This window comes from Pseudomonas sp. D2002 (assembly GCF_013385735.1).
Lineage (GTDB): Bacteria > Pseudomonadota > Gammaproteobacteria > Pseudomonadales > Pseudomonadaceae > Aquipseudomonas.
This window is the reverse complement of the sequence record NZ_JACAPL010000005.1, coordinates 191,549-205,038: the sequence shown is the minus strand read 5'-3', so window position 1 is coordinate 205,038 and position 13,490 is coordinate 191,549. Positions and strand designations below refer to the sequence as shown.

The 13,490-nt window shown below is 60.7% G+C and carries 14 protein-coding genes and 1 pseudogene; 7 read left to right on the top strand and 8 right to left on the bottom strand.

The genetic code is table 11. The annotated features are described in order from the left end of the window. Positions 1–3 precede the first annotated feature (3 nt). On the top strand, positions 4–1,008 hold the full coding sequence (locus HX783_RS11575) for an ornithine cyclodeaminase family protein (protein ID WP_177016965.1): 1,005 nt from the start codon (positions 4–6) through the stop codon (positions 1,006–1,008). Then, positions 1,005–2,399: an aromatic amino acid lyase gene (locus HX783_RS11570; protein WP_177016964.1), complete on the top strand. Its 1,395-nt coding sequence runs from the start codon at positions 1,005–1,007 to the stop codon at positions 2,397–2,399. The genes HX783_RS11575 and HX783_RS11570 overlap by 4 nt, the downstream gene beginning before the upstream one ends. 140 nt (positions 2,400–2,539) lie before the next feature. On the opposite strand, the gene gstA is transcribed toward HX783_RS11570, so the two are convergent. Continuing rightward, the gene (gene gstA / locus HX783_RS11565; protein WP_177016963.1) at positions 2,540–3,142 is read right to left on the bottom strand and encodes a glutathione transferase GstA; all 603 of its coding nucleotides are present in this window, start codon (positions 3,140–3,142) and stop codon (positions 2,540–2,542) included. A gap of 96 nt (positions 3,143–3,238) precedes the next feature. Here gstA and HX783_RS11560 point away from each other — a divergent pair, with 96 nt between their 5' ends. From HX783_RS11560 to HX783_RS11550, 4 genes and pseudogenes are all read left to right on the top strand, one after another. Beyond that, entirely contained in the window at positions 3,239–4,108 is an 870-nt protein-coding gene (locus tag HX783_RS11560) for a LysR family transcriptional regulator (RefSeq protein WP_177016962.1), read from the top strand. A gap of 167 nt (positions 4,109–4,275) precedes the next feature. Beyond that, positions 4,276–5,004: pseudogene (locus HX783_RS30260) on the top strand (PAS domain-containing protein); the annotation flags it as partial. Positions 5,005–5,022: 18 nt separating this feature from the next. Then, the gene (locus tag HX783_RS30255) at positions 5,023–5,595 is read left to right on the top strand and encodes a methyl-accepting chemotaxis protein (protein ID WP_371317675.1); all 573 of its coding nucleotides are present in this window, start codon (positions 5,023–5,025) and stop codon (positions 5,593–5,595) included. 117 nt (positions 5,596–5,712) lie between these two features. Continuing rightward, on the top strand, positions 5,713–6,603 hold the full coding sequence (locus HX783_RS11550; protein ID WP_177016960.1) for an amino acid ABC transporter substrate-binding protein: 891 nt from the start codon (positions 5,713–5,715) through the stop codon (positions 6,601–6,603). 55 nt (positions 6,604–6,658) lie between these two features. Here the strand turns inward: HX783_RS11550 and HX783_RS11545 are convergent, their stop codons facing one another. From HX783_RS11545 to HX783_RS11515, 7 genes are all read right to left on the bottom strand, one after another. Beyond that, positions 6,659–7,168, bottom strand: coding sequence for a hypothetical protein (locus HX783_RS11545; protein WP_159959310.1), 510 nt, complete (start codon positions 7,166–7,168; stop codon positions 6,659–6,661). 148 nt (positions 7,169–7,316) lie between these two features. Next, positions 7,317–7,739: a hypothetical protein gene (locus tag HX783_RS11540; protein ID WP_177016959.1), complete on the bottom strand. Its 423-nt coding sequence runs from the start codon at positions 7,737–7,739 to the stop codon at positions 7,317–7,319. A 123-nt stretch (positions 7,740–7,862) separates the two neighbouring features. Further along, entirely contained in the window at positions 7,863–9,278 is a 1,416-nt protein-coding gene (locus HX783_RS11535; RefSeq protein ID WP_177016958.1) for an MFS transporter, read from the bottom strand. 140 nt (positions 9,279–9,418) lie between these two features. Continuing rightward, entirely contained in the window at positions 9,419–10,156 is a 738-nt protein-coding gene (locus HX783_RS11530; protein WP_177016957.1) for an NAD(P)-dependent oxidoreductase, read from the bottom strand. Positions 10,157–10,171: 15 nt separating this feature from the next. Further along, positions 10,172–10,804, bottom strand: a complete 633-nt coding sequence (locus tag HX783_RS11525; RefSeq protein ID WP_159959306.1) for a glutathione S-transferase family protein — start codon at positions 10,802–10,804, stop codon at positions 10,172–10,174. A 190-nt stretch (positions 10,805–10,994) separates the two neighbouring features. Beyond that, a complete protein-coding gene (locus HX783_RS11520) occupies positions 10,995–11,234 on the bottom strand; it encodes a DUF6124 family protein (RefSeq protein ID WP_177016956.1) in 240 nt (79 codons plus the stop codon). 445 nt (positions 11,235–11,679) lie between these two features. Further along, entirely contained in the window at positions 11,680–12,711 is a 1,032-nt protein-coding gene (locus tag HX783_RS11515) for a LacI family DNA-binding transcriptional regulator (RefSeq protein ID WP_177017126.1), read from the bottom strand. Positions 12,712–12,923: 212 nt separating this feature from the next. Here HX783_RS11515 and HX783_RS11510 point away from each other — a divergent pair, with 212 nt between their 5' ends. Beyond that, positions 12,924–13,457 (top strand): gluconokinase, encoded by a 534-nt coding sequence (locus tag HX783_RS11510; protein ID WP_017139216.1) that lies wholly within the window; start codon positions 12,924–12,926, stop codon positions 13,455–13,457. Positions 13,458–13,490 lie beyond the last annotated feature (33 nt).

Here is a 13,490-nt window from a genome sequence, read left to right as displayed (position 1 = left end):
GACATGCAACCGATCTACATCGACTTTCTCAACGGCCTGGACATCGACGAACTCAACCTTTCCAACGATGAAATCCTCAGCGCCATCGAAGCCAGCCTGGGCATTCAGGGCCGGGGTGAGGCGGTGATCGAGCCGCGCACGCACCTGATCCCTGGCGGTGAGATCAATGGCCACTTCAACGTGTTGCGTGGTGTGCTCGGTGGCGACATCGGTTACGCCGGGGTCAAGGTGGTGGGCGACTTTGTCGACAACTACCGCAAGGGCCTGCCTTCGGAATTGGCGATTCTCAACCTGCTGGACCCGGCCACCGGCATTCCCAAGGCCATCCTCGATGCCTCGGCGATCACTGACATGCGCACCGGCGCCGTCACTGCCATCGGCGCCAAATACCTGGCCCGGCCCGACAGTAAAGTGCTGGCGCATATCGGCGCGCGCGGCACGGCGTACTGGAATGTGCGGCTGCTCGACCACCTGTTCGACTTCGAGGAAATCCGCGTGCATTCGCGTCGTAGCGAAAGCCGCGAAGCCTTCGCCGAACGCCTGCGTCGCGACTTGGGCAAGCCGGTCATCGTCACCGAAGACTGGGAGACCACCGTGCGCGGCGCCGACATTGTGGTCGAGGCCTCGCGGCTGGATCAGCCTGAACCATTGTTGCGCACCGACTGGATCAAACCCGGTGCCTTTGTGGTGCCTTACGGCACCATGAGCGCGGTGGAATTGTCGCTCACCGACATCATGAGCAAGGTGGTGGTGGACGATTGGGGCCAGTGCAAAGGCGGTATGTTTGGCGCACTGCGCGCCCATGTCGACGCCGGCAAACTCAGCGCCGACACCCTGCACGCCGAGCTTGGGCAGATTGTCGCCGGCCTGAAGAGCGGCCGTGAAAACCCCGAAGAAACCATCCTCTTCTGGCACCGCGGCTTGAGCCTCAGCGATATCGCCCTGGGCCATGCGCTGCTGGAAAAAGCCAAGCGCCTGGGGATCGGCCAGCGGCTGCGCTGGGCGTGATTCTCATCGACTCCCAAGGCCTGACATTGGCGGATTTACTGGCGATTGCCCGGCACGACAGGCCAGCGAATTTCACTTCGCAGGCGCGTCAGCGTATTAACGAAGGCCACCAGTTGCTGCTGAAACTCGCGGCCGAGGGCACGCCGATTTATGGCGTGACCACCGGTCTCGGAGCGGCGGTGGATACCTCGGTGACGCCGTTGCAGGCCAACATTCCCCTGGGACGTGCGGTGGGCGTCGGGCGCCTGGCCAATCGTCAGGAGTTGCGCGCCATTACCGCCGCCCGTTTGGCCGGGTTGGCTCAGGGCCGTTCGGGCATTTCACTGGCGACGGCAGAGGCGCTGCTGGCGTTGCTTAACTCCGGCGTCGAGCCCGAGGTGCCGTTGCTCGGCTCGTTGGGCGAGAGTGACTTGGCGCCGCTGGCTCACCTGAGCTTGGCGCTTACGGTGCCGTTGACCGGCAAGGACGGCCTGGCGCTGGTGTCGGCGAATGCGGCAAGTGTCGGGCTGGGCGCGTTGCTGGTGGCGCAAGTGCAGCAGGTGTTGCAGGCGGTGTTGGCGGCGCTGGCGTTGTCGTGTGAAGGCTATCGGGCCAACCTCAGCCCGTTCCAGCCGTGGGCTTCACGCTTGCGCCCGGCGCCGGGGCAAAGCGAGCAGTCGGCGGCGTTGTTGCACCTGCTTGAAGGCGGCGATTTGGCGGGCAGCCCGCGCCGCTTGCAAGACCCGTTGAGCTTTCGCTGTGCCACCGTTGTGCAGGGTGCAGCGCAGCAGACGTTGCAGCAACTGCATGAGTTGGTCGAGCTGGAATTGCGCAGCGGCGCGGATAACCCGGCGTTGATCAGCGAAGCGTCGCGGGTAGTGGCCACGGCCAATTTCGACAGCACGCACATGGCCCTGGCCGCTGAAGGCGTGGGCTTGGCGCTCAGTCGCGTGGCGGCCTGCAGTGCTGAGCGCATTGCCAAATTGCTGTCACCGGCGTCCAGCGACTTGCCGCGCTTTTTGACCACGCAGCCGGGGCACGTCGGCATGGCCGCCTTGCAGCGCACCAGCTCGGCGTTGGTCGCGGAGATCGGCCACCTTGCCAACCCATTGCCTGCTGTGAGCGTGCCGGTGGCGGATCGGGTCGAAGACTACGCCGGGCAGGCGTTGGCCGTGGTCGACAAAACCCGCCGTTTGACCGAGCGGGTGTTGTGGTTGGCGAGCATTGAACTGATTGTCGCTGCGCAAGCGGTGGATTTGCGTGGCGCTGTGCGATTGGGGCAGGGCACACAGCAGATTCATAGTGCGGTGCGCAGCCAGGTGGCGCCTCTGGATCAGGATCGGTCGGGGTCGGTGGATGTGTTGGCGTTGAGTGCCTTCATCACCGATGGCAACTTGAAACCCTTTCTTTGAAACGAAGCAGATCAACTGTGGGAGCGGCGGTGCGACGATTCGACTTGCTCGCGAATGCGGTGTATCAGTTGATGCATGTGCTGACTGACCCACCGCATTCGCGAGCAAGCCCGCTCCCACATGTTTAATCGCATTTCAGGTCATGCGGCTTCGGCAGCCAGCGCCTCGATTACGGCTTGCCGCTCGCCAACCCGCTGCTGAAACGCCGCCAACGCCGGCCACTGCTGCAAATCAATGTCGTGAAACCCGGCCCAACGCAGCACCACAAACAAATACGCGTCCGCCACCGAGTACTGCGTGCCCAACAGATAATCCTGGCCCTCCAACGTCTGCACCAGAATCGCAAAGCGCTTGTACAACGTGGCCAGGAACATCGCTCGCACATCCCCCTGAATCGCACCATTAAAGAAAATCGCCAGCCCACCATGAATCTCGCTGGCGATAAAATTCAGCCATTCCTGCAAGCGCACACGTTCCCAACTGCCATTGGCCGGGGCCAGGTCGGCGGCGGGTTTCAAGTCGGCCAGGTATTGCAGGATCGCACTGGCTTCGGTCAGCACCTGGCCGTTGTCCAGTTGCAGCGCCGCCACGTAGCCTTTGGGGTTGATCTGCAGGAAGTCTTCGCCGTCGGCGAAGGTTTTAGCCTGGTTATTCACCCGCACCAGTTCGAACGGCAAGGCCAGTTCACGCAGGACGATATGCGGCGCGAGCGAGCAGGCATTCGGGGAAAAATACAGTTTCATCTAAGGCGGCTCCGTTGGATTTGCGCCAGTCTCACGGGCATGACACCGTGGGTAAAATTAAACCTTCAGCCCCCTCCCATAAGGACAGCTACTGCCATGATGAACCTGATGCACTGGCGTTTGCTGGTGGCCGTGGCCGATCACGGCAGCATCACGGCGGCAGCCGAACAGGTCGGCATGACCCAGTCCGCTGCGAGCCAGGCCATGGCGTCCATGGAGGCGACGCTGGGTGCGCAGCTGTTTACCCGTGAGCCGCGCAAGACGTTGCCCACTGCGCTGGGGCTGAGTGTGATCGAGCAGGCGCGGGTGATGATGGGCGCGTTGCAAACCATCCGCACAACGGTCGACGAAGCCCGCCCGCTGCTGCGTGGGAACATTCGCATCGCCAGTTTCCCGAAGGTGCTGGCGACGTTTCTAACGCCGTTGCTGCAGCGTTTTCGCCAGTTGAACCCGGGTATCGAGGTGACCACCCTGGAGGTCACGGACAGCGAAGTGCACACCTTGCTCGACGCGGGCCTGATCGACCTGGGCGTAGTGCTCAACCCCAAGCCCGAGCACAACGCCACGGTTTTAGGCCGCGACCTGTGGATGGCCGTGCTGCCGACGGACCATGCACTGGCGCAGCGCCCGGCCGATGCCAGCGTGTCGCTTGAGGAATTACTCGAACAACCTTTAGTGCTGGCCACCGGCGGCTGTACCGCGAATGCCCGCAGCCTGGCCGCCGCTGCCGGGCTGAGCCTGGGTGATATCCGCGTGGAAGTGCGCGAATGGAGCAGCGCCTACAGCCTTGTGCGCGAAGGTGTGGGTGTCACATTGGTGCCGGAAATGGCCTTGCCGACCCAGCGCACCGGCCTGCGCGTAATGCCGCTGACGGTGCCGTTGCACCGTGAGTTTGCCTTGGTTGGTTCCCCAACCCTTGCGCCTTCCGCTGCGGTCAATGCATTGTTAAAAATGCTTGCTGACTAGCGGCCTTGCATAGCGCCAACCCCTGTCTATGCTCACCCAGAACCGTTGATGACGCTTGGCATATAAAGCGATTCGGATGGTTTTTTCCCCTGAAGGTGTGCCAGCAATAGCCAACTGAAGAATGGAATGCGCCTGTTCAGGCGCCGGGAATCTAGGGTGATCCGATCATGTTCAACCGCCATCACAAATCCGACCTGCAAGAAATCGAACGCTTTTCCTGTGCCCTCACCGAAGCCAACGCCAAACTCGCCGCCATCAGCCGTTCCATGGCGATGATCGAGTTCGACCGCAACGGCGTGATTCTCGACGCCAATGACAACTTCTGCAAAACCATGGGTTACAACGTCGAGGAGATTCGCGGCAAACATCATCGGGTCTTTTGCGAAGAGGCCTACACCCACACCGAGGCCTACACCAAGTTGTGGCGTGACTTGGCGCGCGGTGAAGCCCTCAGCGGCACGTTCATGCGCCTTAACAAGCGGGGTGAGGAGGTGTGGCTGGAAGCCAGTTATATGCCGGTGCTGGACAGCCAAAACCAGGTGCAGAGCGTGATCAAAGTGGCGTCGGATATTTCCGCGCGGGTCCACCATGAACACGAGAACCAGAGCCTGATCGACGCCATCAGCCGTTCCATGGCGGTGATCGAATTCACGCCCCAAGGCCAGATCATCAACGCCAACGATAACTTCCTGCGCACCGTGCAGTATTCGCGCGAAGAAATCATCGGCCAGCACCACAGCATGTTTTGCCATCGCGCCGACGTTGAGTCACCGGCGTACAAGGCCTTTTGGGCCTCGCTCAACCGCGGCGAATACCACTCCCATCGCTTTGAGCGCAAAAACAAATACGGCAAAACCCTGTTTCTGGAGGCGTCCTACAACCCGATCTTCGACGCCAACGGGCGCCTGTACAAAGTGGTGAAGTTCGCCAGTGACATCACCGACCAGGTCACCACCCTGCGCACCGCCGCCGATTCGGCCCACGCCACCTCGGTACAAAACGACGCCTGCGCGCGCAAAGGTTCGGAGGTGGTGCAGCAAACGGTGCAAATCATCGAAGAAATCTCCCACGACCTGAACCAGGCGGCGCAGAGCATTGATGCGGTGAGCAAGCAGTCGGACATCATCGGTGCCATCGTGCAAACCATCCGCAGCATCGCCGAGCAAACTAATATGCTCGCGCTCAACGCGGCCATTGAAGCGGCGCGGGCCGGCGAGCACGGGCGCGGGTTTGCGGTGGTGGCCGACGAAGTGCGCAGCCTCGCGGCACGCACCAGCCAGGCGACGGTGGAGATTGTCGACGTGGTGCGCAAGAACCATGACCTGTCGCTGAGCGCGGTGTCGAGCATGCAATCGAGCTTGAGCCGCACCGGGCTCGGCGTGGAGCTGGCCAATGAAGCGGGGCAGGTGATCCTGGAAATTCAGGAAGGCTCGCGGCATGTGGTGGACGCGATCAGCCAGTTCAATTCGACGCTGCAGTTGCAGTAGACGTCGTGTGGCTCGCTGTCGGCGCCGGGCCGCCAGCGAGCTTTGCGATTAGGCCTACAGAGTGGTTCCTGGGGGGGACGTATAAGGCTCAGGTTTAATCACTGAGTAGGAAGAGCTATGAAGTTGCAAGGTGCCTTATGCCTGTCGCTGTGCATGCTGTCAGCCGGCGTGACCGCGAACGATGCCGTCATGGAAAAAATCCACGCAACAAAACACATGGTGATTGGTTACCCGGCCGAGGCCCTGCCGTTCTCTTATCAACCCGGCGCCGGTGAACCGGTTGGCTATTCCATCGACCTGTGTCGGCGTATCGCCAGTGACATCAAGAAAAACCTCAAGCTTGATGAACTGGTGTTGAGCTTTAAACCCTTGAGCTTCAAAGACCGTATCAGCGCGGTCAGCAGCGGTTCGGTGGACCTGGAGTGTGGTTCTACCACCAATACGCTGGAACGCCAGAAGCAGGTGGATTTCAGCGTTTCAACCTTTGCAGCCTCGATCAAAGTGGTTTCCCGGGTGGGCGAGAAGCTCGACACCTTGAAGGAACTCAATGGCCGATCCGTGGTGATTGTCGAGGGCACCACCGTTGGGGAGGTGGTCAAGCAACTTGAGCAGCGCGAAGGCTGGAGCCTTAAAAAGGTGCCTGCCAAAAACCTCGCCGAGGGCTTCAAGTTGCTGGTCGATAACCAAGCCGACAGCCTGGTGTTTGACGAGGTGGTAGTGGCCCCGCTGATGGCGAGTGCGGCTGAGCCTGCGCGTTATCAGTTTTTGAAGGACGTCCTGGTGGTGGAACACCTGGGGCTGATCATGCCGAAAAATAACCCTGCATTAAAACGCACGGTGGACTCGACCCTGATGGGCTTGATGGCCTCGGGGGAAGCCAAGGCACTGTATGGGAAGTGGTTTGAATCGCCGATTGCGACCAAGACGCTGAATGTGAATGTGCCCTTTTCAGCGCAGATGGGGCAGATGTTCAGCACCCCGACGGATCAGCCGGGTCAGGCGCTGTAAGGTTCTTTGAGTAAGCCCGGGAGCAGATCTGCTCCCGGGCGCCAGGGCTGCATCTTCAGATCGCGGCCAAGGTCTCTTTCACGGTCTGCGCCGGGTCAGTGGCCTTCGCCGCGACTTGCTGCTCTTGCTGCTGCTTCACGCGATCAGCCACTTGCTTGGCAATCGCGTCCTGTTTTTCCTGCGGCATGGCCTGCACTTGCGCTTCGGTCAAACCCTGCTCCTTGAGCAGTTGTTCGCGAATGCGTTCGGCCGGGGATTTGCTCATGTAGTCGGTGAAGTCGGCACGCGCAGTGCTGGTGCTCGAGCCGGCCGCCGGCACATCCGTCGACGCCGTCGGGGCTGCGGTGGTGGCTTGCAACTGCACGCGGGTCTTGGCGAAGGCTTCGTCGATACGGTCGTTGGCCTTGTCCAGGTCCTTTTGCGCAGCCGGCACGGTCACGCTTTGCTGCGCCGCTTGCAGGGCGCCGCTGTACAGCGTGCTGGCGGCAGCGTTGGCCGGGTCCATGTCGGGACGCTTGAGCTGTTGCACGGTCGATACGGCTTGGGTGTTGTTGTTGATCAGCATGATTGCTCACCTGGGATGTGTTCGGTGCCACAGGTGGAGCAAATAGCGTGCCGCAGGCGTCAGGCCCGGTTTTATTGGGGATGGCGCGGCCGTTGCGGCAAACATTATCCTGCCGGCGGCCAAGGGTTGCCGTCAGGCGGTCTACCTACTAGGTTATTGGCACGTCCGCGAGTTGCAGTTTTCCACGGCTAAGTCTGATCGTGAAGCCAGAAGTGCCGCCGGCGGCCAGGAAACCCGCCTCCGCTGGGAGCGTTGCCCCCTCCCATTGGAGGGTCTTAGTCACATTGAGGGATCCTTGGTCTATCCGAAGGCGGAGGACGGGAGGTTTACTGGTATCAATGTAGTACATCGCTATGTCTGAACTGGTTGTGTCGAACTGATAATTACCCGGCTGAATGTTGTTGGAGGTGACAACCTCTATCGATATATGTTTATCGCGTCTGAAAAAAAAGCGGTACTTGGCGCCTTCAACTTTAAACTCCATGCCCGTTGAAGTGATGTTGTAGTAATCGTCCCTCGTCACCGCGTACGCTGTGAAATCACCAATTAGAACTCTCCCGGGCTGTGCCATCACTTCCTCCTTTTCGATCCTGTATGAGTCAGAATCCTGAAGGCTATTTAGTGATGGGTGAAACAGACCGTCTACTGTCAATTCTCACAGGTTCCAGCGAAAATCCGACCAGTGGATTACGCATCAGTGCGCAATATTTTCCAACGCCAAATTGCGCGTACGCGGGCCGAACCAACTGATGGTGATCATCACGATCAACATGCTGCTGGCAATAAACGCCAACACGCCCGGCGTGCCCAAGTGCTCGAGGATGAACCCGATCAACAGGCTGCTGAACACCGTGGACAAGCGGCTGAACGAATAGCAGAACCCCACCGCCCGCGCGCGGATATTGGTGGGGAACAATTCACTTTGGTACGAGTGATAACTGAAGCTCAGCCAGGCGTTGCAGAAGGTGATCATCACCCCGCAGATCACCAACCCAACGGCGGTGGTTTGCAGGGCGAACAGGCTGCCGAAAATCATCGCGCCCATGGCCGAGCCGACGATCTGCCATTTGTTTTCAAAACGGTTGGCCACCTTCACAAACAGCAACGGCCCCAGCGGGTAGGCGAGGGTGATGATGAACGCGTAGAGCAAACTGTGGGTCACGCTCACGCCTTGACCGGACAGCAGCGCCGGCAACCAGTTGCCGAAGCCGAAAAAACCAATGGCCTGGAACACATGGAACACAATCAGCATCAACGCCCGGCGCCGGTACGGCGGCTGCCAGATATCGGCAAAGCGGCCGCTGCCTTGCACGCTGACGGCTTGCGACTCCGGTTCATCCAAGGGTTTGCCATGGTCTTTCTGGCAACGTGCCTCCAGGCTGTCCATGATCTGCCCGGCTTCGTCAAAGCGGCCTTTCTGCGCCAGCCAGCGCGGTGATTCCGGCAGGCGTTTGCGCAGTTGCCAGATAAACAGCGCAAACACCGCGCTGCTCAGCACTACCAGGCGCCAGCCGGAGATCCCGAACGGCGCCTGCGGCACCAGCCACCACGACATCAACGCCACCGCCGGCACCGACAGAAACTGTATGAAAAACGCAAAGGCGAATGCCGAGCTGCGCATGCGCTTGGGCACCAGTTCCGAGAGGTAGGCGTCGATGGTCACCAGTTCGATGCCCAGGCCAATACCCACCAGAAAACGCATGCAGATAATGCCCAGTGCGGACGTCTGAATGCCCATCAGCACGGTGGCGACGGTGTACCAGATCAACGCAAAGGTGAAGATCGCCCGCCGCCCGAAGCGGTCGGCAATTGGGCTGAGCAGGCTGGCGCCGAGGAACAGGCCGAGGAAGGTCGCCGAGGCGAACGCGGCCTGGTCGGAGAAACCGAACACGCCTTCGCTGCCGGTGTGGAAAATCCCGTCGCTGATCAAACCGGGGCTGATGTAGGCGGTCTGGAACAGGTCATACAGCTCGAAAAAACCGCCGATCGACAGCAACGCCACCAGGCGCCAGACAGTGGCGACGGCGGGCAAGCGGTCAATGCGCGCGCTGATATGGGCGGCACGGATCGGGTCGATGCCGTCCGTGGCTGAGGCGGTGAGTGTCGACATGGGCAGATTCCAGGGGCAGTGACCTGGAATCTTAGCGGGCTAACGGAAAATGGTGTGTGTGAAGTTACGTGCGGCAGGCCACACATTCGCCGATTTATTGCGCCATGGCCTCAGGTTTCGCGGTTTTATGGCGCAGCGGCTCAATAGGTGATGGGAATCTCGAACGTCTGGAACGCGTCATCCACCGGTTGGTAGCCCAACACCCGCGTGGTTTCGCTCAGGTCCAGGCGCTTGAAACGGTTATTGGAAATGCCGTGGGCGATCAGGTGCTTCACGCCTTCTGCCTCCACCGAGCGTTGCAGCAGGTGCACTGCGTCACGCGGGCTGAGCCAGGCGCTGAGGTCGCGGGCGTTGTTGAGGTCGTGGGTTTCGGGGAATTCGAAGGCGCCGATGCGCAGGGCAATGGTCGACAGTGGCGTCTTGGCTGCGTAATAGCCGCACAGCGCCTCGCCGTAGCATTTGCTCACGCCATACAGGTTGGCGGGTAACACCGGCATGCCGGGGGTGATCTGGCGGTCCACCGGGTAGCCTTCGATGGTTTGCGCGCTGCTGGCGAACACCAACCGTTTTACGCCGGCGGCCACGGCGGCTTCGAACAGGTAGGTGGTGGCGAGGATGTTGTTTGGCAGCAACTCCTCGAACGAGGCGCTGGCGTGGGGGATGCCCGACAGGTGCACGATCACGTCGATGCCTTCAAGCAGGGCGGCCAGGCTGGTTTTATCGCTGAGGTCGGCGTGGATGAAACGGTGCTCGCCAGTTGGAAATTCCGGCGCGACGCGGTCGGTGAGGGTGAAGCGGTAGCGGTCTTGGGAGGCTTGGAAAAACGTCTTGCCGATTCTGCCGCAGGCGCCGGTAAGCAGTACGTTGAGTCCTTTCACGGGGATTTCCTTGTTTTAGTTATGGCCGTCGAGGGCAAAGGTCTTGAAGCCCTGGCGCTGGCTCAGGCGTTGGTAATAGGCCGCAATGGCGGGGTAGGGCGGGCGCTGCATGGGTGTGTTCTGCCAGCGGTGCACCGAGAGGCCGATGAGGATATCGGCGAGGGTGAATTCATCGCCGGCGACATAGGCGCCGGTTTTCGCCAACTGTTGTTCGAGCAGGCCCATCTTGTCGTTCCAGCGCTGCACGGCGGCGGCAATTTGCGCCGCGTCGAGGCCGTCCGGGTTGTTGCGCACCAGCGCGGTGAAGGCATCGCCCCAGGCGCGGTTGAGTTCCACGGCTTGCCAGTCCACCCACTGCTCGACCCGTGCACGGGGCGCGGGCTCGGCGGGCAACAGGTCAGTGCGTTGGTAAAGGCCGACGAGGTAACGGCAGATGGTGTTGGACTCCCACAGCACGCCGTGGTCGTCGATCAGCACCGGCACTTGGGCATTGGGGTTCAGGGCCAGGAACTCGGCGGACTGGGTGGGCTTGAAGCCGATGCCCCAGTCTTCACGCACATAGTCGATGCCCAGTTCCTGACAGGTCCAGAGCACTTTTCGCACGTTGATGGAGGACGTGCGGCCGAGGATTTTCAGTGAGTGTCCCATGGTGCTTCCCTGTCGATGGAGAATGGCCAATCTAGCAGGGGACAGGTGCGACAGCGAGGGCGATTACCGGGCACGTTCAATATGTGGGAGCGGGCTTGCTCGCGAATGCGGTGGGTCAGTTAGCCAATTTGTAGCTGACTCACCGCCATCGCAGGCAAGCCAGCTCCCACATTTTTGACCGAGCAGGGCTTTAGGTGCGCGGTGTTTGCTGGTCCATGGCTTTGCCGACCATCAGCACTGATAGCTCGCTCAGTTGATGAATCGCCAATGCGACATCGCGGTGTTTGCCGGTGAGGTCATCGGACAGGTCGAGCAACAAGGTGCTGACGGAGCACAGGGTTTCGTAGCTGTTTGTCAGCAGGGATTCGGTGGGGGTATCGGGTGCGATGGTGAAAAGAATGGTTGTCGGTTTTTCGGTTTCTTTGATCATTTAAGCGTCCTGGAAATAGGCCGCCGCCGGATCGCTACTAAACGAAGGGTGGCAGCTGTACGCAGGTTAGTAGACCGGTGGACACTTAAAGCCGGCGCACCCGAAGATGCCCTACGCACAGCCGCCATCAAACTCAGATGAGGCTCATGCACAAAAAGTGTCCAAAAGTAGGGCTACTAAACCCGGTCACCGAGAAATTCAGCGACCGGCAAACCTTAAAGACCACTATCCAAGCGCACAAGCCGGCGGATTCTGACGTAAGCGTAGGCAACCGGGCAAGGCGCTTACCGCAATGTCAGTCGCGTCCTACAGGCGTCCTACATCACTCTGATCGTTCCCACGCTCCCGCGTGGGAATGCAGCCCTGGACGCTCTGCGTCCAAAGCGTGACGCAGAGCGTCACAAGAGGCGTTCCCACGCAGAGCATGGGAACGATCAGGCCGCGCTCAGGTGCTTTCGCGCACCTGCAACTCAAACCCCATGTCCACCACCGGCTTGGCGATCTTGTTGCCCGCCATGATGGTCAGCAAATGTTCTGCCGAGCGCCGGCCAATGGCTTCACGCGGGGTGCTGATGCTGCTCAAGCGCGGCACCATAAAAGACGAGGCAGGCAAGTCGTTAAAGCCCAATACGGCCACGCGCTCCGGCACCTTGATGCCATGGCGCATAGCCTCCAGCAGCGCGCCTTGGGCCAAGTCATCGTTACCAAAGAAGATCGCATCCACATCCGGATGCGCCGCCAGCAGCTGCAAAAACAGCTCGCCCCCCAAGCCCACGGAGGAAGGGCGCGGCGTCAGCAGTTCCAGCGCCGGGTCGTACAGGCCCGCCTGTTGCAGCGCACGGCGGAAACCTTCACCGCGCAGCAACGTACGCTGATCCAGCTGCGCACCGATATACGCCAGGCGCTTGCGCCCCCGTGAAATCAAATGCGCCGCCGCCGTTTCGCCCGCGCTCAGTTGCGAGAAGCCCACGCAGTTCACGCCGGCATTCGGGTCCAGGTCCATCATGTACACGCACGGCACATTGCTGGCCTCGACCATCCGTCGCGCACTTTCGGTGCGGTCAAACCCGGTCAGCAGCAAACCGCGTGGCTGGTAGGCCATGTAGTTGCGCAGCAGGTTTTCTTCTTCATCGCGCGAATAGTGGGAGTTGCCGATCAGCACTTCAAAGCCCTTGGGTCGCAGCACTTGGTGGATGGCTTCCAGGGTTTCGATAAACAGCAGGTTGGACAGCGACGGCACGATCACAACCACCGAGTGGCTTTGCGCGGAGGCCAGTGCGCGGGCGGCGGGGTTGACCACGTAGTTGAGTTCGGCGGCGGCCTGCTGCACTTTTTCCACCAGTTCGGTGGCCACGGTGCTGATGCCGCGCAGGGCGCGGGAGGCGGTAATCGGGCTGACGCCGGCCAGGCGGGCTACTTCATTGAGGGTCGGGCGACCGGTGGTGCGGGTATTTTTATCGTTCTTGGAGGTCATCAGGCGGTTGCCAAACAAAAATCGAGGCACTAAGGTAGCGCTGTCTCCAAAAGGCTGCAAATTCTTGAATCCTGGGTTGCCTGATCCGGTTCAACGGTTTTGGAGCGGATGCACGCGTCACTCCATAAAAATGACAAGTCGGCGCGGGAAAAGCCTGTTTTTGCACTAGCCTTACAGCGTGCGAAGGTAGCGCTATCTGCGTCCTGAGGTGTTTCATGAGTCAACCTGTTACCGCCCTGGTCATCATGGGTGTTTCCGGCTGTGGCAAGTCCAGCGTCAGCGAAGCCCTGTGCCGCCTGAACGGCGCCACCGCCATTGAAGGCGACAGCTTTCACCCCGCCGCGAACATCGAGAAGATGAGCGCCGGCCACCCTCTCAACGACGACGACCGCGCCGGCTGGCTCGACATCCTGTGCGATGAACTGCGCCGCTCGCTCAAAGCCGGCGAGCATCCGGTGCTCACCTGTTCAGCCCTGAAGAAAAAATACCGCGACCACCTGCGCGAAGCCGCGCCGGGCCTTGGCTTTGTGTTCCTGGAGCTGACCCGCGCCGTGGCCGCCGACCGCGTGTCCCATCGCCCCGGTCATTTCATGCCGGCAAGCCTGATCGACAGCCAGTTCGCCACCCTTGAATCGCCCGTGGGCGAGCCGCTGACCCTGGCGCTGAACGCCAGCGAAGACAGCGTCGAGGACCTGGCCGAGCAAACCAATGCCTGGTGGCTGCAACACGGCTTTGAACCAACCCATTAATTTTTTGCCGGAAAAGATAGCGCTATCCCCGGC